Annotated in this window: 23 protein-coding genes and 1 pseudogene; 13 read left to right on the top strand and 11 right to left on the bottom strand. The window is 68.9% G+C overall.

The genetic code is table 11. From position 1 onward, the window contains the following. Positions 1-9 precede the first annotated feature (9 nt). The 5 genes from V5F59_RS19200 to V5F59_RS19180 all read left to right on the top strand — a co-directional run bounded on the left by V5F59_RS19200 (position 10) and on the right by V5F59_RS19180 (position 4,367). On the top strand, positions 10-915 hold the full coding sequence (locus V5F59_RS19200; RefSeq protein WP_393976706.1) for an alpha/beta fold hydrolase: 906 nt from the start codon (positions 10-12) through the stop codon (positions 913-915). A gap of 8 nt (positions 916-923) precedes the next feature. Continuing rightward, positions 924-1,115, top strand: coding sequence for a hypothetical protein (locus tag V5F59_RS19195; protein WP_393976705.1), 192 nt, complete (start codon positions 924-926; stop codon positions 1,113-1,115). Further along, positions 1,112-2,365: a Zn-dependent hydrolase gene (locus V5F59_RS19190; protein WP_393976704.1), complete on the top strand. Its 1,254-nt coding sequence runs from the start codon at positions 1,112-1,114 to the stop codon at positions 2,363-2,365. Before V5F59_RS19195 ends, V5F59_RS19190 begins: the two co-directional genes overlap by 4 nt. A gap of 3 nt (positions 2,366-2,368) precedes the next feature. Continuing rightward, the gene (locus tag V5F59_RS19185) at positions 2,369-3,322 is read left to right on the top strand and encodes a cupin domain-containing protein (RefSeq protein ID WP_393976703.1); all 954 of its coding nucleotides are present in this window, start codon (positions 2,369-2,371) and stop codon (positions 3,320-3,322) included. Between the two features lie 568 nt (positions 3,323-3,890). Next, a complete protein-coding gene (locus V5F59_RS19180; protein WP_393976702.1) occupies positions 3,891-4,367 on the top strand; it encodes a MarR family winged helix-turn-helix transcriptional regulator in 477 nt (158 codons plus the stop codon). 376 nt (positions 4,368-4,743) lie between these two features. Here V5F59_RS19180 and V5F59_RS19175 read toward each other — a convergent pair whose 3' ends face one another. From V5F59_RS19175 to V5F59_RS19165, 3 genes are all read right to left on the bottom strand, one after another. Then, positions 4,744-4,989: a hypothetical protein gene (locus tag V5F59_RS19175; protein WP_393976701.1), complete on the bottom strand. Its 246-nt coding sequence runs from the start codon at positions 4,987-4,989 to the stop codon at positions 4,744-4,746. A 765-nt stretch (positions 4,990-5,754) separates the two neighbouring features. Next, positions 5,755-6,948, bottom strand: a complete 1,194-nt coding sequence (locus V5F59_RS19170) for an acetyl-CoA acetyltransferase (RefSeq protein WP_393976700.1) — start codon at positions 6,946-6,948, stop codon at positions 5,755-5,757. A 17-nt stretch (positions 6,949-6,965) separates the two neighbouring features. Further along, on the bottom strand, positions 6,966-8,411 hold the full coding sequence (locus V5F59_RS19165; protein ID WP_393976699.1) for a 3-oxoacyl-[acyl-carrier-protein] synthase III C-terminal domain-containing protein: 1,446 nt from the start codon (positions 8,409-8,411) through the stop codon (positions 6,966-6,968). 244 nt (positions 8,412-8,655) lie between these two features. On the opposite strand from V5F59_RS19165, the gene V5F59_RS19160 reads away from it, so the two are divergent. Next, complete coding sequence (locus tag V5F59_RS19160) at positions 8,656-9,819, top strand: NAD(P)/FAD-dependent oxidoreductase (protein ID WP_393977078.1); 1,164 nt, start codon at positions 8,656-8,658, stop codon at positions 9,817-9,819. A gap of 48 nt (positions 9,820-9,867) precedes the next feature. Here V5F59_RS19160 and V5F59_RS19155 read toward each other — a convergent pair whose 3' ends face one another. Beyond that, a complete protein-coding gene (locus tag V5F59_RS19155; protein ID WP_393977076.1) occupies positions 9,868-10,308 on the bottom strand; it encodes a TetR-type transcription factor C-terminal domain-containing protein in 441 nt (146 codons plus the stop codon). A 63-nt stretch (positions 10,309-10,371) separates the two neighbouring features. Next, positions 10,372-10,491, bottom strand: a pseudogene (locus V5F59_RS19150) (TetR family transcriptional regulator); the annotation flags it as partial. Positions 10,492-10,745: 254 nt separating this feature from the next. On the opposite strand from V5F59_RS19150, the gene V5F59_RS19145 reads away from it, so the two are divergent. Beyond that, on the top strand, positions 10,746-12,071 hold the full coding sequence (locus V5F59_RS19145; protein WP_393976698.1) for a phenylacetate--CoA ligase family protein: 1,326 nt from the start codon (positions 10,746-10,748) through the stop codon (positions 12,069-12,071). A gap of 70 nt (positions 12,072-12,141) precedes the next feature. Then, positions 12,142-13,044 (top strand): alpha/beta hydrolase, encoded by a 903-nt coding sequence (locus tag V5F59_RS19140; RefSeq protein WP_393976697.1) that lies wholly within the window; start codon positions 12,142-12,144, stop codon positions 13,042-13,044. A 65-nt stretch (positions 13,045-13,109) separates the two neighbouring features. Here V5F59_RS19140 and V5F59_RS19135 read toward each other — a convergent pair whose 3' ends face one another. The 6 genes from V5F59_RS19135 to V5F59_RS19110 all read right to left on the bottom strand — a co-directional run bounded on the left by V5F59_RS19135 (position 13,110) and on the right by V5F59_RS19110 (position 18,147). Then, positions 13,110-14,252, bottom strand: a complete 1,143-nt coding sequence (locus V5F59_RS19135) for a CaiB/BaiF CoA transferase family protein (protein ID WP_393976696.1) — start codon at positions 14,250-14,252, stop codon at positions 13,110-13,112. 126 nt (positions 14,253-14,378) lie between these two features. After that, positions 14,379-14,699: a 2Fe-2S iron-sulfur cluster-binding protein gene (locus V5F59_RS19130; protein WP_393976695.1), complete on the bottom strand. Its 321-nt coding sequence runs from the start codon at positions 14,697-14,699 to the stop codon at positions 14,379-14,381. 55 nt (positions 14,700-14,754) lie between these two features. Beyond that, positions 14,755-15,498 carry an SDR family NAD(P)-dependent oxidoreductase gene (locus tag V5F59_RS19125; protein ID WP_393976694.1) on the bottom strand — a complete coding sequence of 248 codons (744 nt, stop codon included), beginning with the start codon at positions 15,496-15,498 and terminating at the stop codon, positions 14,755-14,757. After that, positions 15,495-16,328: an enoyl-CoA hydratase/isomerase family protein gene (locus V5F59_RS19120; protein WP_393976693.1), complete on the bottom strand. Its 834-nt coding sequence runs from the start codon at positions 16,326-16,328 to the stop codon at positions 15,495-15,497. The genes V5F59_RS19125 and V5F59_RS19120 overlap by 4 nt, the downstream gene beginning before the upstream one ends. Before the next feature lie 8 nt (positions 16,329-16,336). Beyond that, the gene (locus tag V5F59_RS19115) at positions 16,337-16,870 is read right to left on the bottom strand and encodes an aromatic-ring-hydroxylating dioxygenase subunit beta (RefSeq protein ID WP_393976692.1); all 534 of its coding nucleotides are present in this window, start codon (positions 16,868-16,870) and stop codon (positions 16,337-16,339) included. Continuing rightward, positions 16,870-18,147, bottom strand: a complete 1,278-nt coding sequence (locus V5F59_RS19110; RefSeq protein ID WP_393976691.1) for an aromatic ring-hydroxylating oxygenase subunit alpha — start codon at positions 18,145-18,147, stop codon at positions 16,870-16,872. Before V5F59_RS19110 ends, V5F59_RS19115 begins: the two co-directional genes overlap by 1 nt. A 378-nt stretch (positions 18,148-18,525) precedes the next feature. Between V5F59_RS19110 and V5F59_RS19105 the strand changes: the two genes are divergently transcribed. The 5 genes from V5F59_RS19105 (at position 18,526) to V5F59_RS19085 (ending at position 23,193) form a co-directional block, all read left to right on the top strand. Beyond that, positions 18,526-19,662 (top strand): ABC transporter substrate-binding protein, encoded by a 1,137-nt coding sequence (locus V5F59_RS19105; protein ID WP_393976690.1) that lies wholly within the window; start codon positions 18,526-18,528, stop codon positions 19,660-19,662. Positions 19,663-19,891: 229 nt separating this feature from the next. Beyond that, positions 19,892-20,764, top strand: coding sequence for a branched-chain amino acid ABC transporter permease (locus V5F59_RS19100; RefSeq protein WP_393976689.1), 873 nt, complete (start codon positions 19,892-19,894; stop codon positions 20,762-20,764). A gap of 2 nt (positions 20,765-20,766) precedes the next feature. Further along, positions 20,767-21,723 carry a branched-chain amino acid ABC transporter permease gene (locus V5F59_RS19095; RefSeq protein WP_393976688.1) on the top strand — a complete coding sequence of 319 codons (957 nt, stop codon included), beginning with the start codon at positions 20,767-20,769 and terminating at the stop codon, positions 21,721-21,723. Continuing rightward, entirely contained in the window at positions 21,720-22,505 is a 786-nt protein-coding gene (locus V5F59_RS19090) for an ABC transporter ATP-binding protein (RefSeq protein WP_393976687.1), read from the top strand. The genes V5F59_RS19095 and V5F59_RS19090 overlap by 4 nt, the downstream gene beginning before the upstream one ends. Next, entirely contained in the window at positions 22,492-23,193 is a 702-nt protein-coding gene (locus V5F59_RS19085; RefSeq protein ID WP_393976686.1) for an ABC transporter ATP-binding protein, read from the top strand. The genes V5F59_RS19090 and V5F59_RS19085 overlap by 14 nt, the downstream gene beginning before the upstream one ends. The last annotated feature ends 28 nt before the right edge of the window (positions 23,194-23,221 follow it).

Raw genomic sequence — 23,221 nt, 5'->3', positions numbered from 1 at the left:
GGACCCGCCATGACCCATGCCGATCTCACCGCCACCCACACCATCACCGCCAAGGACGGCGTGCGCCTGCACGTGGAGGAGGCCGGGCAGGGCACGCCCATCCTCTTCATCCACGAATTCGGCGGCAACCACATGAGCTGGGAGCCGCAGATGAGCTATTTCGCGCGCCGGCACCGCTGCATCACCTATGCCGCGCGCGGCTACGCGCCCTCCGACATCCCCACCGACGTGGAGGCCTATTCCCAGGCCATCGCGGCCGATGACGCGGTGGCGGTGCTCGATGGCCTCGGCATCGAGAAGGCGCACGTGGTGGGCCTCTCCATGGGCGGCTTCTGCACGGTGCATTTCGGCCTGAGGACACCCGGGCGGGCCCTCTCCCTCACGGTGGCCGGCGCCGGCTACGGCTGCGAGAAGGAATACGAGGCGTATTTCCGTGGCGTCTCCCTCGCGGTGGCGGAGAATTTCGAGAAGCTGGGCGCGAAGGAATTCTCCAAGATCTATGCGCTGGGCGCCAGCCGGGTGCAGTTCGAGACCAAGGACCCGCGCGGCTGGCGCGCGTTCGCCGACCGCCTCGCCACCCATTCGGACATCGGCGCCGCGCTCACCATGCGTGGCGTGCAGGCGCGCCGGCCCTCCTTCTGGGACCTGGAGGCGGAGCTGAAGGCCATGACGGTGCCCACCCTGGTGATGGTGGGCGACGAGGACGACCACTGCCTCCAGCCCGGCATCTTCCTGAAGAAGACCATTCCCGCCTGCGGCCTCAGCGTCTTCCCCAAGGCGGGCCACACGCTGAACCTGGAGGAGCCGGCGCTGTTCAACGCCCAGCTCGCCGAGTTCATCGCCCAGGTGGAGGCCGGCAAGTGGCTGCCGCGCGACCCGCGGGCCATCCCTGGCCAGATCATGCGCACCTCGTGAGGCGCGGGATGAGCGCGGACGGCGCGCGGGGGCCGTTCCCGACCGGCCTGCTCCTGTCTCCCGCCGTCGTGCCCGGCCGCGTGCCGGGCATCGACGCCGATCCGCCCGCCCGCGGCGCCGGGGAGGGCTCCCGGCCGGTGCTCGGGGAAGGCCGGATCAAGCCCGGCGATGGCACCGGCTTCCGGTGGAGGAACCAATGACCACCCCAGCGTTGCCCACCATCGATCCCGACCGCCTGTGGCGCCGCCTGATGGCGCTGGCGCAGATCGGCGCGCTGCCTCGGGGCGGCGTGAACCGGCAGGCGCTGACGGCGGGCGAGATCGACGCCTGGCGCCTCATTCTCGGCTGGGCCGAGGCGGAGGGGCTGGAGCCGTCCTGCGACGATGCCGGCAGCCTCTTCCTCACCCTGCCGGGCGCGGACCGCGCGCTGCCGCCAGTGCTGGCCGGCAGCCATATCGACACCCAGCCCACCGGCGGCAAGTATGACGGCGCCGCCGGTGTCATCGCCGCCTTCGAGGCGGCTGTGGCCCTGCGGGAGGCGGGCCTTCCGCGCCGGCGCGACCTCATCGTGGTCGCCTGGATGAACGAGGAGGGCTCCCGCTTCGCCCCCGGCATGATGGGCTCGGAGGCCTTCGCCGGGGTGCGCGCCCTCGACGAGATCCGCGCCGTGAGGGATGCGGAGGGCGTGAGCGCCGGCGCCGCCCTCGATGCGCTCCACGCCGCCTTTCCGGAGCTGCCGCGCAAGCCGCTGGGCTTTCCTGCCGCCGCTTATCTGGAGCTGCATATCGAGCAGGGGCCGGTGCTGGAGCAGGCCGGCAAGGTGGTGGGCGTCGTCACCGGCATCCAGGGCAAGAAGACCTGGGAGGTGGTGATCGAGGGCGCGCCCGGCCATGCCGGCACGCTGGCCATGGCGGAGCGGCGCGATGCGCTCGCCGCTTTCACCCGCATGGCCCATCGCCTCTATCCCGAGGTGGGCGGGCACGACGGGGCGGTGATGTTCACCATCGGCCGCCTGACCGTGGAGCCGAACGCCCCCTCGGTGGTGCCGGCGCGCGTGACCTTCCGCGTGGACTTGCGGCATCCGAAGGGCGCGGACCTGGACGACCTGGGCGCGCGCTTCGAGGCCATCTGCGCGGCGGAGGCGGGGCCGTGCAGGGTCACTCTCATGCGGCTGGTGGATGCGCCGCCCAATGATTTCGATGCGGGCCTGATGGCGCGCATCGCCGCCGCCGCCGGGCGCCACGCCATTCCGGCCATGCCCATCCTTTCCGCCGCCGGGCACGATGCGCGCCATCTGGCCAAGGTGTGCCCCAGCGCCATGATCTTCATTCCCTGCCGCGACGGCGTCTCCCACGCCGAGCACGAACATGCCGAGCCCGCTCACCTCGCCGCCGGCACCCAGGTGCTGGCGGATGTGGCGGGCGCGCTCGTTTCCGCCGAGGAGCCTTGACCCATGAGCACCGCCGCCGCCCTCCAGAAGCCGGACATGGCCGACCTGCCGGCGCAGCTTCCCGCCGCGCCCGCCAGCATGGCCGCGCGCCGGGCGCGCTTCTTCAATTCCGGCAACGCCTTCAACATCAAGCTGCCGCCCGTGCCGGGCGGCCTGTTCACGGACGAGCCGGCGCGAGCCCTGTCTGATGGCACCGGCAGCGGCTTCATCCCCTGCGACCAGTCGGCGGCCATGGGCTGCGCCTTCCCCGCGACCACGCCGCTGATGCTGGCGCGCTATGCGGTGGTGGAGCCGGGGGCGAGCTTCACGGTGGATGTCCGCGCCACCGGCTCCATCTGGTACGTGATCCGCGGAACCGGGCAGGTGGCCTGCCTTTCCGAGGGCATCGCCTTCGGGCCGGGCGACGTGTTCCTCCTGCCGGGCGCCCCGGCGCAGATCCGCGCCGGGCGGGAGAAGGTGGTGTTGTGGGTCGTCACCAACGAGCCCCAGCTCGCCCTCAACGGCGACCTTCCGCCCGATGCGGCGCGCCGGCCGGTGGCGCCGGTGCATTATCCGGCGGCGGAGATCGCCCGGCAGCTCGACATCATCTACGACCATGCGCAGAACGTGCAGACCTCCGGCATCGCCCTCATCTTCTCCTCCGAGACGCAGGCGGCGGCGCGCAACATCCTGCCGAGCCTCACCCTGTCCCTCAACACCCTGCCGGGCGGCGAGAACCAGCGGGCGCACCGGCACAATTCGGCGGCCATCACGCTGGTGGTGCAGGGGGCGGACTGTCATTCCATGGTGGACGGCGTGCGCTGCCCGTGGTCGCCATGGGCGACGCTGGTGACGCCGCCCGGCGCCCCGCATTCCCACCACAATGCCGGGTCGCAGCGCGCCTTGTTCCTGATCGTGCAGGATGGCGGGCTGCACTATCACGCCCGGACCATGGGCTTCGCCTTCCTGGAGGAGTGAGCGCTTCCGGAGCATCTTCGAGCGAAGCGGATCCCGGTTCGCGGGAAGGGAACGCGGGCTGGCGACGTTCGGACAGCCGGCAGAAAGGCCGCGCTGCGGCTGTCGCTCCAGAACGCGGGCGCCGGGGGCGGCGTCCCGGCTGGACAGATGGACGAAACCGGAGCGGGTCCAGCCGTCCGCCCGGGCGGTGGCGAGGAGATGCCCCCGCCCGCCGGGGCCGGCGCAGCGCCGGCCTTGGTGGGTGACGAGGCCGCCCACGCGAAGGTGCTGGCCACGTGTCAGGTTTTCCTCGACGCGGAGCCGGACGAGGCGGCGATGCCCATGCCGGGAGCGGGACGGGCAGGCGATAGCTCTCTGTGCCGTCTGGCGCGCCCGCCGGTCCCTGACCGCCTCCGGCCCGGCAGGTGCGGGCGCAGCTGCTGCATGAGGGGACAGCAGGCGCGCGCCGTCGCGGCATCTGCAGCGGCGCGGATGGCATCGTCGAACGCGGGGCGCGCGGCGGCGGGTTGGACACGCCCCGCGCGCCCCTCTAATCTCAGAGCACGAATATTCTGTCAGGGCTCTGATAATGGGCAAGGCTGAGAAACCCGCGGGGCTTCCCGCGCCGGGGGAGGGCAAGCGGGGCGAAGGCGGTCATCTGGGCTATTTGCTGCGCCAGGCGGCCCATGCCTGTCGCATCCGCATGGAGCAGGCGCTGGCCGACCTCGATTTGACGCCGCCGCAATTCTCGGTGCTCACCATGCTGGACGCCTACTCCGGCGGCTCGAATGCGGACCTGGCGCGGCTCGCCCTCCTGACGCCGCAGACCATGAGCGTCATCGTCGCCAACCTGATCAAGGCCGGGCTGGTGGAACGGCGGCCCCACGCGGTGCACGGGCGCATCCAGCAGATCGAGCTCACGTCCGCCGGCCGCACCGCGCTCGCCGCCGCCAAGGCGCGGGTCTGCGCCCTGGAGGCGGACCTCGCCCAGGGCCTCACCGGCAAGGCGGAAGCCGCCGTGCGCGGCTGGCTCGCGGGCCTCGCCACCGGCCTCGCCGAGGGCTGACCGGGAACGGCGGGCGCCTCAGCGGGGATTGGCGGCGAGGTTCGGAGCATCCGGCGGCGGCCGGGCGGCTCCCGCAGGAAGGCGGGCCGCGACCGGGCTGAAGGCGAAGGTGCCGATCCTGTCGAACCTCGCGAAGCGCGCCGGACTCATCCTCCATGATCAGAAGGAGTTGACGCCAGGCGGATGGGCTCGCGCCGCCCGCATCAACCCGAACGCGTCAAACCCCTCGCCGCTCGTTGGCCGCGCGGCGGGCGGGGACAAGACGGGGATTGAAGGTGAGCATCGGGAGCGGCTCGGCTCGCCGGAGCAACGTCCCGGAGCGCGAGCCGTTTGGAGGGAAGCCGCATCTGCTTCCCTCCAAACGGGGAATCCGGCCCTAGCCGCGCTTCTTTGAAAACATGTCCGACGCGGTGAGGAGGATGAGAGAAATCATCGCCACCGACGTCGCAGTCAGAGCATAGAGGATGAGGAAGGCGTAGCCGAACAGGTACACCATGCAGGCGAAAGCGAAAATCAGGTTCGCGATGAAGTAATATTTCGCGTCCGGGAGTCCGTAAATGGCGTCCTTGAGGAACCACCCGACGACGGGAACATGAAGGAAGGCACGCGCGGCAGATCGCATGGTCTTTTCCGATAATGTGTTGACTTGACCGGCTTGGCCTGTGTGCGAGCGCGGTCGCGCGCAAATTGGCGGATCACGCGGACCGGATCAAGCGGCCGGCCGCCGCGGGGGCCGGGGATGGACGCTTCCCCTGGGCATCCGGCGGCGCGGGGAATGGCACTGTGGATCCCCCTTTTATCCCCGCGCTGCAAGGCTCCGCAGCCCGACGTGCGCGCCCATCCCCGGACAGGCACGCCGGGCTGCGTCTCATGGGCGCGGGTCACACCGCCGCGGCCTGTGGTTCCAGGGGTTTGCGGGTCCGCAGGGGCCGTCCTGGCGAGGAGCAGAGCCCAAGGCCCCAGCCGGGCCGGCCCGCACCTGCCTGGCGACCCCGGCAGACGATTTCGGACGGGACCGTAGCGGCGGCATCCGCCTTCAGCGTCCGGTCCTCATGGCGCCTGAGGCCGGTGGCGGCGGGGTCCGCGCCTCATCTCCCCGCGCGGTCAGGAGGGCGGGCCGGTCCTCGTCCCCTGTGCCGTGGGAGATGCGGGCGCGGGCTGCAAGCACCGGTGTCCACAGGCTTTGCAGAAGCGATGGTCTCTTCCCAAGCCTTCGCACGACGCCGGGCGGCAACGCCAGCCCGGGCTCACTTTTTGTGCCGGCCTGCCTGTGTCCGCATCACCGTGGCTTCAAGGACGGGCAGAGGGCCTGAAGGCCCCTGCCAAAAAAAAACCCGCCGCCGGCTCGCGCCGGACGCCGGGGAGTTTGCGGGCCGCCACGGTCGGGTCAGGCGGCGCCGATAACGGTGATGGAGCACACGTTCTGGGCCGGCGCGCCGCCCAGATTGTGGGTGAGGGCGAGACTGGGCGCGCCGAGCTGCCGTTCGCCCGCCTGGCCGGTGAGCTGGAGCCAGCACTCGTAGAGCATCCGCAGCCCCGAGGCGCCCACCGGATGGCCGAAGCACTTCAGGCCGCCATCCACCTGGCAGGGCATGGCGCCATCGGCGTCGAAGGCGCCATCCAGCATCCGTTTCCAGGCGGTGCCCTCGTCGGCGAGGCCGATGTCTTCCAGCGTGACCAGCTCGGTGATGGAGAAGCAATCGTGCAGCTCGGCAAAGCTCAGCGCAGTGCGCGGATCGGTGATACCGGCCTCCGCATAGGCGCGCCGCGCGGCGATGCGGGCGGTGTGCACATAAGCGCCGTTCCAGTCGCTCTGCTGCACCTCCCAGCCGTTGGAGGCGACGAGCTGGATGGCCTTGACCAGCACTGGCGCCTTGCCGAGGCTCCTTGCGATCTCGGGCGTGGTGACGATGGCACAGGCGGCGCCGTCGGAGACGGGGCAGCAGTCGAACAGGCCCAGCGGATCCGCCACCATGGGGGCGTTGACCGCCTGCTCGATGGTGATGGCCTTGCGCAGGTGGGCGTTCTTGTTCGTCACCGCATTGGCGTGGCTTTTCATGGAGGTGTGCGCCATGGCGCGCTTCAGGTCGTCGTAGGAGACGCCGTGGCGTGCGCCATAGGCGCGGGCAAGCTGCGAGAAGTTGCCGGGGTTGGTGTGGGTGGGCAGGTACATGGGGGCGAACGTGCCGCGCGAAGCCGGCGGCAGGCCGGCGAAGCCCGTGTCCTTCAGCTTCTCCACGCCCACTGCCAGCGCGATGTCCACCGCGCCGGAGGCCACGGCATAGACCGCACCGCGGAATGCCTCGGTGCCGCCGGCGCAGAAGTTCTCCACGCGGGTCACGCCGATGGCGGGCAGGCGCAGCGCCTGGGCCATGGGCGTGCCGGCCTTGCCGGCGCCGATGTCGTCATAGTGGGAGGAATACCACGCCGCCTCGATCTGGTCGGGCGCGATGCCCGCGTGGCCGAGCGCCTCCAGATAGGCCTCCGCCATCAACTCTTCCTGGCCCACGTCCCAGCGCTCGCCGAAACGCGAGCAGCCCATGGCGAGAATGGCGACCTTGTCCTTGATTCCCTTGGCCATCGTGCGTCGCCTTTCGCTCAGGCTGCGGCCGGCAGCGCGGAAGCCGCGACCGCCTTCCAGAAATAGCGGCGGTAGCCGGTGCGCTCGTCCATATCCTTGATGCGGAAGACGAAACGCACCGCGTCGCCGGGTGCGAGGCGCGCCGCGTCGGGGTCGGTGAAGTCCATCATCAGGCGGGCGCCGCCGGGGATGTCCACGAGGCCGTAGCAATTGGGCGGGCTGCGCGAGAAGGCGAGCCGGTCCGCCGTGGCGGTGGCCACCGTGCCGCCGAGGTCGGCCAGCGGCCAGGGCTCCTGCGGCTGGGCGTGGAAACCCTTCTCCGCCACGGCGAGGCGCGAGGCGGGGAACTGGACGTGCCCGGTCTCCGGGCTGCGCCCGCCCACGAAGCCCAGCAGCGCTTCGGAGTTGCGGTAGGCCGTGGTCAGCGCCTCGTTCACCGGCAGGCGCCCGCGCAGGCCGCGCTCCCAGGCCAGCAGCCCGCGGAAGACGGGCAGCTTCAGGTAGTGGGTCTCGATGATGCCGGCTGCGATGGAGGCAGATGCGCCCGTCTCGAAACCGGCGAGGGCGTCGGTGGCCTCCAGCACCAGAGCGGTGGCGCCCTGGCCGAATTGCGCCACCACCACGCGCTCGCCGGGCTTCATGTCCTGCATGGCGCGGGCGAGCATGACCAGCGCGTGGGCGGAGCCGGTATCGCCGCAGTCGGCATCGAGGTTTGTTGCGAGGCGGGCATGGCCGAGCCCGGTGGCTTGCGCCACCGCCTTGGCGCAGCCTGGAATGACGCTGGGCAGCACGAAATGGTGGATGTCGCCCGCCGCCAGCCCTGCCGCGGCGAGAGCATCGGCGATGGCGCGGGGCACGAAGGCGAGAAAGCCCTCCTCGCGGACCCAGCGCTCCTCCCAATCGGTGGCGAGGGAGCGGTCGGCGGAGCGATAGCGCTCGATGAAAGGGGCGGTGAGGCTGGCACCGCCGCGATAGGCAAGGAGTTCCGGTCCGCCGCCCACCAGAACCGCCGCGGCGCCGTCGCCGTAGCGCATTTCGGCGAGGCTGCCGGCGGGGCTCACCGGGCTGTCGGCGGCCACGACTAAAGCAGGGCCTGCGCCTTCCAGCGCCGCGTGCAGCGCGATGAGGCCGCAACGTTGCGTGCCGGACGTGTCCTGTGCCAGGGCCCGCGCTGGCAGGCGCAGCGCGGCATGGACGAGGCTGGCATTCTGAGGCTCGGCGAAAACCGGGGTGGTGGTGGCGACGACGAGGCCGCGGATCGCCTCCCGTGCTTCCGGCGAGTGGGCGAGGCAGGCCCGGGCGGCGGCCACGCTCATGGTGATGGAATCCTCGTCCCAGAAGGCGAGGGTGCGCGCGCCGCGCACATCGGACCGGGGCGAGAGCCAGTCCATGGCGGCGGCCATGCTCGCCCGGGCGAGGCGCAGCCGCGGCAGGTGGATTCCGATCGCTGTGATGCCCGTCACCGTCGTGTCCTCACCCATTTGATCTGATTGCGGCGGCGCGCCGGAATGGCGAGTCTGCAGGGAGCCGGCCGCTTCCGGTCGGGGGCTTCATCGTCGGGGCGATGCTGCCAAAGAACCCGATTGCACCCTGCAATTCCGCAATATAATAGTCAGAACGATCGGTCAACTAATATTGGCGGGAGGACGCATGGACCAGGAGCACATCGTGATTGTCGGTGCCGGACAGGCTGCGGCGTCCCTCGCCATACGTCTTCGTCATGGCGGATATTCAGGCCGGTTGACGATATTCGGCGATGAGTCGCATCCGCCCTACCAGCGGCCGCCGCTCTCCAAGGCTTACCTTAAAAGAGAATGGACGGTTGATCGGCTTTACCTGCGTCCCACGCAATTCTGGGCGGATCTCGGGGTGGAGGTGGTCACCAGCGCTCCTGTCACCGCCATCGATCCCGCTGCGCACACGTTGGTGGTGGGCGGCCGTACCGTGGCCTGGAGCAAGCTCGCCTTCGCCACGGGCACCCGGCCGAGGCCTCTGCCGGCCGAGTTCGCCGGGCTGAAAGGGGTCCACGAGTTGCGCGGCCTCGCCGATGCGGACCGCTTGCAGGACGAGATTCGTCCCGGCCGGCGCCTGCTGGTGCTGGGCGGCGGCTATGTGGGGCTGGAGACCGCCGCGGTGGCGGTGGCGGCCGGCCTCTCCGTGGTGGTGGTGGAGCGCGCCCCGCGCATCCTCGAACGCGTCGCGTGCGCGCAGACCTCCGCCATCATCCGGGATCTGCACGAGGGCCATGGTGTGCGCATCCTGGAAGGGCGCTCCGTGGTCCGGGTGGTGACGCAGAACGACGCCATCACGGCGGTGGAGCTGGATGACGGGCAGAGCCTGCCGGTGGACGTGGCCATCGTCGGCATCGGAGTGCTGCCGCGGGACGAGCTGGCCCGCGCGGCGGGTATTGCCTGCGACAACGGCGTTGTGGTGGATGGGTTCGGACGCACCTCCGCGCCGGACATTTGGGCGGCGGGAGACTGCGCCGTTTTCCCGCTCGATGGCGTTCCCACCCGGCTGGAGAGCGTGCAGAACGCCGTGGACCAGGCTGAGTGCGCTGCTGACGACATGCTCAGCCGCGCCCGCGCTTATGCGCCGGTGCCTTGGTTCTGGTCGGACCAGTATGACGTGAAGTTGCAGATCGTGGGCCTGAACCGCGGCTACGACGCGGTGGTGCATCGCCGGTCGGAGCGCGGGCAGGCGCTTTGGTACTTCCGGGCCGGCCGCATGATCGCCGTGGATGCCATCAACGATGCACGCACCTACATGGCGGCCAAGAAGTTGCTGGAAGCCGGGACGGCGATTTCCCTCGCCGAGGCGTCGGAAGAGGGGTTTGATCCGGTCGCGCGGATGCGTCGTCCGGCGGCGTGAAGGCAGCAGGCGTCCGGCTGGCTCCAGCTCCCCGCGTGCGGCGGGGGCTCAGTCCCTGGCGGGCGGCGCCGGGGACTGGCCCGCATGGGCATAGCCGTTGACGAACAGGTCCACGGTGCGGTCCGCCAGCTCGCTGGGAGTTACGGTGCCGTCGGCGTGGTACCATGTATAGGTCCAGTTGATCATGCCGAAGAACAGCATGGTGTCCACGTGGGCCATCATGGAATCCTTGGCCAGGTCCGGCCGCAGCTGCAGCAGGATATCCCGCACATAGGCGATGAGCTCGCGCTGCTTGGCCACGAGCACCTTGTGGGTCTCCGGCGCCAGGAACTCGGCGCAGGTCAGCAGCGCCACATGCTGGTCACGGGAGACCGAATAGACGTCGAGGAACAGGCGGGTGAGCTGGCGGAAGCGCTCCTCCGGGTCCTGGTAGCCGTAGAGGGTCTGCCGGCATTTCATGAGGAGCGAATCCACATGCGACATCAGCATGTCGGAGAGGATCGCCTCCTTGGACGTGAAATAATGATAGAGGCGCGACTTGGAACATTCGCAGGCTTCGGCGATATCGCCGATGGATGTCGCCGCATAGCCTCGTCGCGCAAAGACCGATGCTGCACGCTCGAGTATGGTATCGTGAATATTGTCATATTCGGCTGAGCGTGTTCTCGCCACGGCGCCATATCCGCAAGAGTTTTCCGATCATTCGGTCTATAGGCGCTATGGCCCCTGGTTGCCAAGTCCGGGACGTCCCTCAGCACCTTTCGAGAGGGCGCCCATTCCCATGGCAGGGCGCCAACGACCCGGGCTTCTTGATGCAGATCAAAAACGGCCGTTTACATAGACCATCCGTTCGGTCTATTAATTCCGAGAGACGCAGCGACCGAAGAGTCGCGTGAAAGCAACGGTCGGAGTTCGGGAGGAGGAAGATGCAGCACCCTGAGGTGGAGTCGCTGGACCGCGACGGCATTCTAAAGATTCAACGCGACGGGCTCGCCCGGCTCGGTGCCCGTCTCGCCGGGTGCGAGGCCTGGAAGGCGCACTTCGCCGAGGCCGGGATGACGCCGGAAGACCTCGGCGCCGAGGGCGGCCTCGAGAGCGCGCCGTTCATGGACAAGTCGCTGCTGCGCGACCGCTATCCCTTCCCGTTCCTGACCGTGCCCATGGAGCAGGTGGAGCGTTTCGTCGCCACCTCCGGCACCACCGGCCTGCCGGTGACGTTCGGCATGACGAAAAACGACCTGCGCCAGCTTCTGCCCTACCAGATGTCACGCCTGCTGACCGCCGCCGGTGTGCGGCCGGGCTTTCGGGCCTATCAGGGCTATGGCTATGGCCTGTGGATCGGAGGTCCGGCGCTGGACGCTGGCTTCTCCGAGGTGGGTTGCACCAACTTCCCCATCGGCCCGGGCCGTGGCGAGCTTGCCGCCCGCTGGCTGCGCGACCACGCCTACGACGTGGCGTCCATGTCGCCCCTGTGGCTGATGACGCTGGTTCAGGCGGCCAAGCACCAGGGCATCGACCCGCGCACGGAATGGACTCTGAAGGTGGCCATCCTCGGCGGCCAGTCGGTCTCGGCGGAGTTCCGTGCCCAGCTCGAGGCCGAGATGCCCGAAGGCTTCATGAGCCACAATATCTACGGTACCACGGAGGCGGGTGGGCCCATCCTGGCGATTTCCACCCCCTACACCCACGCCGACGACGAGCTGCAGCTCCTCAACGAGGACACCGTCATCGTCGAGATCCTCGACCCCAAGACCATGAAGCCGGTGTCGGATGGGGAGGTGGGCGAGATCGTCATCACAACGATCCGCAAGGAAGCCTCCCCGGTGGTGCGCTGGCGCACCCGCGACCTGGTGCGGCTCTCCCCGCGCCCCTACGACTGTCCCTCGGGCCGCCGCGGCATGCGCAAGATCGGCCGGATCATCGGCCGCACCGACGACATGATCAAGTTCAAGGGCGTGATCGTCTTCCCGTCGCAGATCGAGGACGTCATCGCAGGTATCCCCGGCCTCGCGAAGGAAGCCTGGCAGATCTACGTCGACAAGGAGGCCACCACCATCGGCAAGATGACCGTGGCGGTCGAGAGCGTCATGGCCGAGCAGCGCCCCGGTGACGAGGCAGCCAGCGACGTGCGCCGCGAGATCAAGGCGCGCCTCGGCATCAACGTGAACGTCGAGTGCCATCCGGAAGGCTCGCTGCCGCGCTACGAGGCCAAGGCCACGCGCGTGCTGCACCGGCCGGAAGCGGCGCACTGAGGCCCACTTCCTGCAATGCGGCGGGGCGGGGAGGGCTTTCTTGTCCCCGCCCCCCGCGCCGGATATTTCCATGAATGATCCAGTGGTGAGTGATCTTGATCCGCAGGCCCGGGTGCGCGCGCGCATCACTGCGGCGACGTCCGCCTGGGCGGGCGGCATGACGCTCGCTGAGATCCGCGAGAGCTTCGAGCGCTTCCTCGGCGACGGTGCCGGCGCGCCCGAGGTGCGGCGCACGGCCCTGGAGCTTGCCGGTCTGCCGGCCTGCGCCTTTGACCCGCCGGGTGCCACGCCCGGCCGGACACTGCTCTACTGCCACGGCGGCGGCTTCCAGATCGGTTCCATCCGCTCCCATGCCGGCCTCATGGCGCGGATCGCGGCGGCGAGCGGGGCGCGGGTGCTGGGCTTCGACTACCGCCTTGCGCCGGAGCACCGTTTCCCGGCGGCGGCGGACGATGCATTCGCGGCCTATGCGGCGCTGGTGGCGGGGGGGGAGGTGCCGCTCGCCCTCGTGGGGGATTCCGCGGGCGGGGGCCTCGCGCTCGGCACCGCCGTGCGCGTTCGTGATGCCGGCTTGCCCCTGCCCAAGGCGCTGGTGCTGCTCTCGCCCTGGCTCGACCTGACCATGGGGGGCAAAAGCTACACAGAGTTGGCGGACAAGGACATTTTCTCAACGCCCGGGCAATTGCGGGCCATGGCGCGCACCTATCTGGGGCGGGACAATCTGCCGTCCGATCCCGCGGCTTCGCCGGTGCTGGGCAACCTGTCCGGCCTGCCTGCAATCCTCGTTCATGCGGGTGGGCATGACATCACCCTGGATGACAGCCACCTGCTGGCACGCCACGTGGCGGCGCAGGGCGGGCTGGTGGAGGTGGAGGTGTTTGCCGGCATGTACCACCACTTCCAGGTCTTCGAGGAACTGCCGGAGGCGACGGCCTCCCTCGCGCGCATCGGCGCTTACATCCGGGCGTTATGAGGTCCGCGGCGCCATCAGGTGCCGCGGTCTTCCCGCTCCTGCGACAAGGCGGGCATCCTTCTCCCTCAGTGGACGTTGTCCGCGGTCGGCTCGTCGAGCCGACGCGGGTCGAGGCCCCAGTCGGCGAGGATCTCGCGGCTGTGCGCCCCGGGAGCCGCCGGGCCGTGGGCGACGACGGAGGGGGTGGCGACAAACCGCGGGGCGGGGGCGGGCTGAAGTACACCGTCCATCGTCACAAAGGCCGTGCGTGCCTGCGCTTGCGGGTGGGTGGCGGCCTCGTCCCAATCGAGGATGGGGGTGACGCAGGCATCCGTGCCGGCGAACAGGGCCGTCCAGTGGTCCCGTGGCTGCTGGCGGAAGATCTCCGCGAGCCGGCTGCGCAGCCGGCCCCAGGCGGCGGGATCATTCACATGGGTGAATTCGGCGGCTTCCAGCCCCAGCTTCTCGATGAGGATTTGGTGGAACTTCCGCTCCACCGGCGCCACGGCGAGAAACTTCCCGTCCGCGCAGGCGTAAGTGGCGTAGAAATAGGCGCCGCCGTCCAAGAGGTTTGCCTCACGCGCTGCGTCCCACAGCCCGCCCGCGCGGAAACCCCAGAACATGGCCGATAGCAGCGAGGCCCCGTCCGTCATCGCCGCATCCACCACCTGGCCTCTGCCGGAGGCCTTGGCGCCGAGGATGGCGGCCACCATGCCGAATGCCATCAACATGCCGCCGCCACCGAAATCGGCCACCAGGTTCAGCGGCACCGGCGGGGGCGCGTCGGCTGGCCCCATGGCGGCCAGAGCGCCGGTGGCGCCGAGATAGTTCAGGTCGTGCCCGGCGGTGTCGGACAGCGGGCCTTCCTGGCCCCAGCCGGTCATGCGGCCGTAAGCGAGGCGTGGATTGTGCGACAGGCACACGTCCGGGCCGAGACCCAGCCGTTCCATCACACCCGGCCGGAAGCCCTCGATGAGGCCGTCGGCACGGGCGACGAGGTCCAGCATCACCGCCCTGTCGGCCTCAGCCTTCAGGTCGAGGGCGATGGATCTGCGGCCGCGCGCCAACACGTCGAAACGGGTGTTCATGAGCGGGATTTCGGGCCGCTGACCTTTCTGGTGCACGCGGATTACCTCGGCGCCGGCGTCCGCCAACATCATGGCGGCGAAGGGGGCCGGCCCGAGGCCGACCATCTCCACGATACGAAGTCCCTGCAACGGGCCCGGCATGTCACTCTCCAGCTGTGTCTTGTTGCGGCCACGGGGCGCCGCCGTGCCCGGCAGCCCGGTCCGCATCCGGCCCGGCCTGCCGGGGCGCGGCCGGACGGGCTGCGTGGCGAGGTGTTCGGACGACCTTCAGACCTGGCCTTCGGGCAGGTGGACGGTGAGGCCGTCGAGGTCCGGCGTGACTTTCACCTGGCAGGAGAGGCGGGAATTCTCACGCACGCTGTCGGCGAACTCGAGCATGTCGCGCTCCATGCCGGCGGCTTCACCCAGGACGCCGCACCACGGCGCATCGATGTAGACGTGGCAGGTGGCGCACGAGCAGGCGCCGCCGCATTCGGCCACGATGCCGGGCACGTTGGCGCGGCGGGCGCATTCCATGATGCTCAGCCCGTCCTGTGCGTCGATCTCGATACGCTGGCTGTCGGGCATGATGAAGACGATCCGGGTCATCGGGGCTCCCGCGGATGAGTGGTGTTTCTTTGAATTCGCGGCGGTGGCGGCTTGGTCAGGCGCCGCAGCCCATGCCGCCGGATACGCCCAGGACTTCCCCCGTCACGAAGGAGGCTCCTTCTGAGCCGAGGAAGGCCACAGCGGCAGCCACCTCTTCGGGCTCGCCGATACGGCGCATCAGGGTGAGGCTGGCCATGTCGGCCATCAGCTTCTCGCCCACCTCGGCCACCGCCCGCTCCACCATGGGGGTGCGGACGGGGCCCGGCGCCACGGCGTTCGCGGTGATGCCGTAGCGAGCGTTCTCGCGGGCGATGGAACGGGTGAAGCCGATCAGGCCGGCCTTGGCGGCGGCATAGACCGATCCGCCCTTCGAGCCCAGTCGGCCCGCTTCGGAGGCGACGTTCACGATCCGTCCGTAGCGCGCCCTCTGCATGGGCGGCAGCGCCAGGCGCGTAAACAGGAAGGCCGTCTCCAGGTTGACGGAGATCAGGAAGCGCCAGTCCTCCGCCGAGGTCTCGGTGAAGAAGGCGTGCTGGTCGGCGCCGATGTTGTTCACCAGCACGTCGAACGGCTCATGGGCGGCGAACAGGGCTTCCGCGGCCGCGGCGTCCGTGCCGTTCATGTGCACGAAGGTGGTGAAGGTCTCGGCAGCCAAAGACGTTCCCGCCTCAGCGTCGAGGTCGCAGAAGACCACCGCAAGGCCGTCCGCATGCAGACGGCGGACGATGGCGGCGCCGATGCCGGCGCCGCCTCCGGTGACGAGCGCGCGCCGCGCGCCCTCGGGCCGGTCGCTGCTCATTGGCCCGTGAACGCGGGCTTGCGCTTCTCGATCACCGCCGCGAGCCCCTCGCGGGAATCGGCGGTGAAGGACAGTTCGGAGACGGTGCGCGCCTCCTCCGGCAGGGCCCGCTCCACGTCCAGCGCGTTCCACAGGAGGCGCTTGGTGGCGGCGAGGGCCAGTGGCGCGCCGGAAGCATAGAAGCGCGCGGCCTTCTTCGCCTCGGCCTGAAGCGTGTCATCTGGCACGCATTTGGTGATGAGGCCGATGGCCTGCGCCTCCGTCGCGTCCACGATGCGGTTGGAGAGCATGATCTCCGCCGCCCGGCGGAAGCCGACGAGATGCGGCAGGATCACCGAGGAGCCGGCGTCCGGCGCCATGCCCACGCGCGTGGCGCCGGCCATGAACCTCGCGCCCGCGCCTGCGATCACGATGTCGGAAGCGCAGACGAGGCCGAGCCCGCCGCCGCCCGCGGCATAGCCGTGGACCTCGGTGACGACGATGGCCTTCAGGCGGATGAGCGCACCGATGGCGACCTGGAGATAGGCCGTCACCTCACGCAGGAAGTCGCCCAGCGCCTCGCCCTTGGAGGCGAACTCGCGCACGTCGCCGCCGGCGCAGAAATTGGCGCCGGCGCCGCGCAGGTGCACCACGCGCACGTCGGGCGCGCGATGCACCATCATGATCGCCCGGTAGAGCGCCTGCATGAGCTCGATGTTCATGCCGTTGGCCGAGTTCGGCCGGTTGAGTGTGAGGGTGGCGACACCCTCCGCATAGTCGAGGAGGACCGGCCCTTCGCCGATCCAGATCTCGGGTGCCTGGGCAGAGGCCTCGGAAGTGCTGTGTGTCATGGGAGGCCTCAGACCAGGAAGGAGAGGGTGTAGATGGGCTTGTTGTTGTTCACGAGCGCGATCTTCTTGCGCACCAGCCGGAAGCCGCCCTCCACCATGCGCAGGCGATAGGTGTTGCGCGCCGCCCACAGGGTGTCGCCGCGCAGATTGTCCTCGTAGATGAGGACGTTGGCGCGCACGTCCACCTCGTTGCCGCGGACCTCGGTGATCTCGATGTTGGAGATCACGCGGGCCAGCTCCGAGCGCGGCGTCTGGGTGTGGCGGCGCCCGGTCTTGAGCTGGCGGATGCGCACGCCGATGCGCGAGCGGTTGTCGTAGAGAACCGACATCTCCTTCTCGGGGTCGGTTTCGTCGCCGTTGGCCGGGACCCAGTAGATGGCGTCGTCGGTCCACAGCGCTTCCCACCCGTCGTAGTCGTGGGTGTCGGCAAGGCGGGCCTCCAGATAGAGGAACTGCGCCACCTGGTGGTGCAGCGCCGCCGGATCCAGGGCCGCGAGATCGGGAGCGGACACGTCCGCGAAGGATTGGGCGAGGGCGGTCATCAGCGGGCCTCGGTCATCAGGTTGAGGTAGTGGCGCCAGATGCCGCGCTGCGGCGTCTCGTCGGTGGAATGGGCGATGCGGAAGCCGTTGTCGTCCAGGCGCTCGCGGTGCAGGCCGCGCGAGAGCACCAGCCATTCCGGATCGAGGATCTGCGCGCCACGATGGTTGCGCTCGTACATCTCGGTGTCGTCGGCGAGCAGCAGGCCGGCGGGGCCGACCGAGCCCATGGTCTGCTGGCGCAGGCGCCGGTTGATGTCGGGCGCGCCCTTGAACTGCACAGCGGTGACGTGCTGGATGGTCTCGTCCACCGCCACCGGCTGCAGCACGAAGATCTGGATCTCGGCGATGAACAGGTTCGGGAAGATCATGACGTGCGGCGAGCCGTCGATCATGATCTGGCGGGCGCGCTCCTCGCCATAGGCCGCGTTCATCGACTTCACGTATTCGGGCAGGCGCTCGGGCGTGGTGCCGAACCACTGCAGCGGCTTGTCGTGCTTGCGCCATTCGGGGCGCAGGTCGAACTCGGTGTGGCCGTTGCCGTAGTCGCGGGTCAGCGCGGTGGAGTCCGAGCCGTAGAGGCTGCCGATGCCCGAGCTGGTCACCTGGAAGACGGAGCCGTGGACGAAGCCGGGGTGGTAGCCGTCGGTCTCGTTCTCCAGCATGAACTTCCAGTTGGCCTTGGTGCGGTGCTGGAGGAAGCCCGCGGTCAGCTCCAGCTCGCCGGTGGGCGAGTTGTCGAGCAGCTGGTCGAGGGCAGCCTTGGCGCCGCCGAGGTGCTCCTCCAGGGAGATGCCGTCCGCCGCCATGGAGCCGAACACGAAGCCGCGATAGATGGCGATGCGCGGCACCTTGCCGAGGTTGAGGCCGGCCTTGCTCTGGCCTTCGTAGCCGTCCGGTAGGGCGTAGCCCATGAGGTCGCCGGTGTTGGAGAAGGTCCAGGAGTGGTACGGGCAGGTGAAGCTCGTGCGGTTGCCTTTCTTGTAGGCGCAGAGCTGGTTGCCGCGATGGGGGCACTTGTTGAGGAGGAGGCGAACCTCTCCGTCCTTGTCACGCACCATCAGCACCGGCATGGGGCCGATCGACTTGGTGACGTAGTCGTTCTTGTTGGGGATTTCGCTGGTGTGGCCCACATAGACCCAGGTCTTGTACCAGATCTTCTCCAGCTCTTCCTGGAAGATGGCCGGATCGTAGTAGAGCCGGCTGTTGATGCGCGCTGGCTCAATGAGCGCGCGGTAGTCGTGGGTCCCTGCGGCTTCAGACACGGCGGCGTGCGGCATGGCGTTCCACCCCTGCGGTTGCGTTGGATTCTTGGAAAATTCATCGAACGATCGATCTAATTATTCCGCCCTCTTTGGAGCGTGTCAAGCGCCGCGTGTCCGGGTCCGCCTGCAATTTTCTGTCTGCCGCGGCCGCAGCGTATCCATGAATTCCGGCGGTATCTGCTTGGCTATTCGTCTGATTCCGTTCAGGTGACGTTGCGTTCAGGCGCTGCAGATTCTGGTGGAAATGCGATTTGATCTGAATTAAAAAGACCGAACGATCTAACGATAAAAGATCGAAAGCGTGACGCCCCCTCGCTTTCCATCCGCAGGCTCTCCAGCGATCCGTACGGATTGGCGGCCCGGAAGCGTCACCATCAAGCCTGGGGAGGACACATGAAGAGGATTGTGACGGGCGTGCTCGCGTTGGCCGTGATGGCCACCGCCGCCAATGCCGACATCAAGATCGGCGCCATTGTCTCGGAGACCGGCCCGGCCTCCTCGCTCGGCGATCCGGAGGCCAAGACCATCCGCATGATGGTGGAGGAGCTGAACGCCAAGGGCGGCATCAAGGGCGAAAAGGCCAAGCTCGTCCTCTATGACGACGGCGGAGACCCCTCGAAGGCCAAGACCTTCGCCACCCGCCTGGTGGAGGACGATGGCGTGGTGGCCATGGTCGGCGGCACCACGACCGGCACCTCGATGGCCATCCTCGCGGTGGCCGAGGACAGCAAGGTGCCCTTCATCTCGCTCGCCGGGGCCATCGAGATCATCGATCCGGTGAAGCCCTACGTCTTCAAGACGCCGCACACCGACCGCATGGCGTGCCTGAAGCTCTTCGAGGACATGAAGAGCCGGGGACTGACCAAGGTGGGCCTCATCTCCGGCACGGACGGCTTCGGCGCTTCCATGCGCGCGCAGTGCCTGGCGGTGGCGAAGTCCTCCGGCATCGACATCGTGGCCGACGAGACCTACGGCCCGAAGGATGCGGACATGACCCCGCAGCTCACCAACATCCGCAACAAAGCGGGGATCCAGGCCATTCTCAACACCGGCTTCGGCCAGGGTCCGGCCACCATCACCCGCAACTACGCACAACTCGGCATCACCTTGCCGCTCTATCAGTCTCACGGCGTCGCCTCCAACGCCTTCATCGAGTTGTCCGGCGCCAAGAACGCCGAAGGCGTGCGCCTGCCCGGCACCGCGCTGCTGGTGGGCGATCTGCTCGACGCGAAGGATCCGCAGAAGCCCGTGGTGCTGGCCTACAAGGCGAGCTTCGAGAAGGCGGCCGGCGGCGCTTCGGTCTCCACCTTCGGCGGCTATGCCCACGACGCCGTGCGCATCCTCGCCGAGGCCATCGCGCGGGCCCCCTCCGCCAAGCCGGCGGCTATCCGTGATTCCATCGAGGCCACCACCGGCCTCGTGGGCACCACCGGCACGTACAATTACTCGAAGGCCGACCACCTCGGCCTCGACCTGTCCGCCTTCCGCGTTCTTGAGATCAGCAACGGCGGCTGGAAGCTTGTGAAGTAGCCCGGGGCGTCGGGCCTTCCACGGAGCCGTCGCATCCTCCGCCGTCGCCTGCCGGCCTTCCTTCACCGGGGCTCGGCACGACGGCGGACACCAAGACAAGCCGGCCACCTGCGGACGCGTCGCGTCCGCAGGTCAAGGCGCGGACCCCTTCCACACAGCGTGAGACGGCCTCGCCCGCGCCCTTTGGCGGGTGCGCCGCCTTGAACCGCCCGCGGGGAGCGAGCGAACCATGTCTGATCTGCTGCAGTTCCTGGCATCCGGGGTGACGGTGGGCGCGGTCTACGCGCTCGTCGCCCTCGGCTTCGCCATTATCTACAACGCCTCCGACGTGGTGAACTTCGCCCAGGGCGAGTTCGTCATGCTCGGCGGCATGATCTCCGTCGCCGGCGTCGCGGCGGGGCTGCCGCTGCCGCTTGCCGCGCTCATCGCCATCGTGGTGACGGCGGCCATCGGCGTTGCGCTCAACGAGCTGGCCATCGAGCCGGCGCGCGGCGCGCCGGTGGTGTCGCTGATCATCATCACGATCGGCGCGTCCATCTTCATCCGTGGCGCCGCACAGATCGTGTTCGGAAAGGGTGTGCACCGCCTCCCGTCATTCTCCGGTGACACGCCCCTGCACCTGTTCGGCGCCACCGTGCTGCCGCAGAGTCTGTGGGTGGTGGCGGGCGCGGTGGCCATTTTCGTGGCCCTCTGGCTGTTCTTCACCCGCACGCTCACCGGCCGCGCGGTGCTCGCCACCTCCAACAACCGGCTGGCGGCGCAGCTCGTGGGCATCAACACCAAGTTCGTGATGACCCTGTCCTTCGCGTTGTCGGCCGGGATCGGAGCACTGGCGGGGGTGCTCATCACCCCCATCACCCCCACCAGTTTCGAGGTTGGTATCGCGCTGGCGCTGAAGGGCTTCGCCGCCGCCATGCTGGGCGGCATGGGGAACCCCAAGGGTGCGCTCGCCGGCGGCCTGCTGCTGGGCCTCATGGAGGCGCTCACCGCCGGCTACGTGAGCTCCCACTACAAGGACGCGGTAGCCTTCTTCGTCATCCTGGCCGTGCTGTTCGCCTTCCCGCGCGGGCTCTACGGCAGCAACCCGACGGAGCGGGTCTGACCATGCGGCTTTCGGCAAAGCAATCCACGCTGCTGGTGCTGGCAGTCCTCATGATCGTCAGCCCATTCTTCTTTCCCTCCAACTATTATTACCGCGTCGGCTCGCTGGTGTTCGTGAACGGCCTTGCCGTGGTGGGCATCGTCGTCCTCACCGGCTATGCGGGGCAGATCAGTCTCGGCCATGCGGGCTTCGTGGGCATCGGTGGCTATGCTTGCGCGCTCATGCCGGTGCATTTCGGCGTGCCTCCCGCCCTCGCCGTGGTCCTTGGGGCGGTGCTGTCGGGCGCCACCGCATGGGTGGTGGGCCGGCCCATCCTGCGGCTGAAGGGCTACTACCTCGCTGTGGCGAGCCTCGGCTTCGGCGTGCTGGTGGCGATGGTGCTCGCCAACGAGGGCTGGCTGACCGGTGGTCCGGACGGAATCAAGGTGCCCGATCCCGGCGTGCGCGCCTGGCTCGGCACGATGGGCATCGAGCTGACCAATCCGCAATTCTGGTACGGCTTCACCGGCCTGTTCCTGCTGGTCGGCGCGTGGCTGGCGCTGAACCTGCACGACAGCCCCACGGGGCGGGCGCTGCGCGCGCTCCACGGCTCCGAGGTGGCTGCGCGCACCGTGGGCGTGGACGTGGCCCGGGCGAAGCTGAACGCCTTTGTCATCTCGGCGGTCTATGCCTCGGTGTCGGGTTCGCTGCTCGTGCTGCAGAACCGTCTCATCACGCCGGACGTGGCGGGCTACATGCACTCCATCGAGCTCGTGACCATGGCGGTGCTGGGCGGGGCGGGCTCCGTGCTCGGCGCGATCTTCGGCGCGGCGATGCTGACCATGCTGCCGCAGGTGCTGACTGTCCTCCAGGACTACGAGCACGTGGTGCTCGGTCTGGTGATGATGCTGGTGATGATCTTCCTGCCGGCCGGGCTCCTCCCGAGCGCGCAGCGTCTCATGCGGGGGAGGGGGGAATGAGCCTGCTGGCAGTCCGGGGTCTCGGCATCTCCTTCGGCGGCCTGAAGGCGGTGCATGACGTATCCTTCGCGCTGAACGCGGGAGAGATCGTCTCCGTCATCGGGCCGAACGGCGCCGGCAAGACCACTCTGTTCAACATGATCTCCGGGGTCTACCTGCCCAATGCAGGGCAGGTGACCCTGGACGGCGAGGAGGTGACGGGCATGCGCCCGGATCTCCTGGCCACGCGCGGGCTCTCGCGCACGTTCCAGAACCTGCAGATATTCCAGCAGATGAGCGTGCTCGAGAATGTGATCGTCGGCTTCCACCTCCACGAGCGCGGGTCGGTGCTATCGGACCTGCTGGGCCTGCCCGGCTCGCGCCGCCGCTCGCGGGCATCGGCGGAGGGCGCGCGCGAGCTTCTCGATCGGGTCGGCCTGTCCCGTGCCGCGGAGCGTGAAGCAGGGGCACTCTCCTATGGCGCGCTGAAGCGGCTGGAGATCGCCCGCGCGCTGGCGACGCGCCCCCGCGTGCTCCTGCTCGACGAGCCGGCGGCGGGCTGCAACGCGGTGGAGACGGAGGAGATCGACCGCCTCATCTGCGAGGTGGCGCAGGGCGGCGTCGCCATCCTGCTGGTGGAGCATGACATGAAGCTGGTCATGCGCCTGTCCAACCAGATCGTGGTGCTGGACCATGGCGAGAAGATCGCCGAGGGCGACCCCGCCACCGTCAGCCGCGACCCCAAGGTGATCGAGGCCTATCTCGGCACCAACGCCGAGGAGGATGCCGATGCTCACGGTTGAAGGCCTGCGATCGCGCTACGGCCGCATCGAGGTGCTGCACGGCGTGGACCTGTTCGTCGGCTCGGGCGAGATCGTCACTGTGGTCGGGGCGAACGGGGCCGGCAAGACGACACTGCTCCGCTGCCTCTCCGGGGTGCAGCCGGTGAGTGGCGGATCCATCACTTTCCGCGGCGAGGCCCTCGCCGCCGTGCCGGCCTACCGGCGGGTGCAGCGCGGGCTTTCCCAGTCGCCGGAGGGGCGGCAGATTTTCACGAACCTCAGCGTGGAGGAGAACCTGCGCCTCGGCGCCTTCATCTTCTCCGACGACCGGGTGGAACGGGACATGGCCGATGCCTTCGCCATGTTCCCTGTGCTGAAGGAGAAGCGGAACCAGCTGGCCGGGGGCCTTTCAGGCGGGCAGCAGCAGATGCTGGCGATCGCCCGCGCCCTCATGGCCCGGCCCGCCTGCCTGCTGCTGGACGAGCCCTCCATGGGTCTCGCGCCCATCCTGGTGGCGCAGATCTTCGACGTGGTGAAAAGCCTGAAGGCGCTGGAGGTTACGGTGCTCCTCGTGGAGCAGAACGCGTTCGGCGCCCTCACCGTGGCAGACCGTGGCTACGTCATGGAGACCGGCCGCGTCACCATGGGCGGCAGCGCCGGGGAACTGATCGCCGATCCGCGTATTCGCGAGGCCTATCTGGGCATCTGAGATCGGCGCGGCAGACGGAGCGTGGCCG

Origin of the sequence: Xanthobacter nonsaccharivorans (assembly GCF_043194755.2) — a bacterium.
Taxonomy (GTDB): domain Bacteria; phylum Pseudomonadota; class Alphaproteobacteria; order Rhizobiales; family Xanthobacteraceae; genus Xanthobacter; species Xanthobacter autotrophicus_G.
The sequence above is the reverse complement of the archived record's forward strand: the minus strand, read 5'-3'. Positions and strand labels throughout refer to the sequence as shown.

Bases quoted from the DNA above. Each gene is read 5' to 3' on its own strand.
- V5F59_RS19085 (WP_393976686.1), top strand. From the start codon at position 22,492: ATGCTCACGGTTGAAGGCCTGCGATCGCGCTACGGCCGCATCGAGGTG.
- V5F59_RS19190 (WP_393976704.1), top strand. From the start codon at position 1,112: ATGACCACCCCAGCGTTGCCCACCATCGATCCCGACCGCCTGTGGCGC.
- V5F59_RS19200 (WP_393976706.1), top strand. From the start codon at position 10: ATGACCCATGCCGATCTCACCGCCACCCACACCATCACCGCCAAGGAC.
- V5F59_RS19170 (WP_393976700.1), bottom strand. From the start codon at position 6,948: ATGGCCAAGGGAATCAAGGACAAGGTCGCCATTCTCGCCATGGGCTGC.
- V5F59_RS19175 (WP_393976701.1), bottom strand. From the start codon at position 4,989: ATGCGATCTGCCGCGCGTGCCTTCCTTCATGTTCCCGTCGTCGGGTGG.
- V5F59_RS19115 (WP_393976692.1), bottom strand. From the start codon at position 16,870: ATGACCGCCCTCGCCCAATCCTTCGCGGACGTGTCCGCTCCCGATCTC.
- V5F59_RS19125 (WP_393976694.1), bottom strand. From the start codon at position 15,498: ATGAGCAGCGACCGGCCCGAGGGCGCGCGGCGCGCGCTCGTCACCGGA.
- V5F59_RS19185 (WP_393976703.1), top strand. From the start codon at position 2,369: ATGAGCACCGCCGCCGCCCTCCAGAAGCCGGACATGGCCGACCTGCCG.
- V5F59_RS19145 (WP_393976698.1), top strand. From the start codon at position 10,746: ATGCAGCACCCTGAGGTGGAGTCGCTGGACCGCGACGGCATTCTAAAG.
- V5F59_RS19195 (WP_393976705.1), top strand. From the start codon at position 924: ATGAGCGCGGACGGCGCGCGGGGGCCGTTCCCGACCGGCCTGCTCCTG.
- V5F59_RS19180 (WP_393976702.1), top strand. From the start codon at position 3,891: ATGGGCAAGGCTGAGAAACCCGCGGGGCTTCCCGCGCCGGGGGAGGGC.
- V5F59_RS19100 (WP_393976689.1), top strand. From the start codon at position 19,892: ATGTCTGATCTGCTGCAGTTCCTGGCATCCGGGGTGACGGTGGGCGCG.
- V5F59_RS19095 (WP_393976688.1), top strand. From the start codon at position 20,767: ATGCGGCTTTCGGCAAAGCAATCCACGCTGCTGGTGCTGGCAGTCCTC.
- V5F59_RS19120 (WP_393976693.1), bottom strand. From the start codon at position 16,328: ATGACACACAGCACTTCCGAGGCCTCTGCCCAGGCACCCGAGATCTGG.
- V5F59_RS19130 (WP_393976695.1), bottom strand. From the start codon at position 14,699: ATGACCCGGATCGTCTTCATCATGCCCGACAGCCAGCGTATCGAGATC.
- V5F59_RS19155 (WP_393977076.1), bottom strand. From the start codon at position 10,308: ATGCTGATGTCGCATGTGGATTCGCTCCTCATGAAATGCCGGCAGACC.
- V5F59_RS19140 (WP_393976697.1), top strand. From the start codon at position 12,142: ATGAATGATCCAGTGGTGAGTGATCTTGATCCGCAGGCCCGGGTGCGC.
- V5F59_RS19090 (WP_393976687.1), top strand. From the start codon at position 21,720: ATGAGCCTGCTGGCAGTCCGGGGTCTCGGCATCTCCTTCGGCGGCCTG.
- V5F59_RS19105 (WP_393976690.1), top strand. From the start codon at position 18,526: ATGAAGAGGATTGTGACGGGCGTGCTCGCGTTGGCCGTGATGGCCACC.
- V5F59_RS19110 (WP_393976691.1), bottom strand. From the start codon at position 18,147: ATGCCGCACGCCGCCGTGTCTGAAGCCGCAGGGACCCACGACTACCGC.
- V5F59_RS19135 (WP_393976696.1), bottom strand. From the start codon at position 14,252: ATGCCGGGCCCGTTGCAGGGACTTCGTATCGTGGAGATGGTCGGCCTC.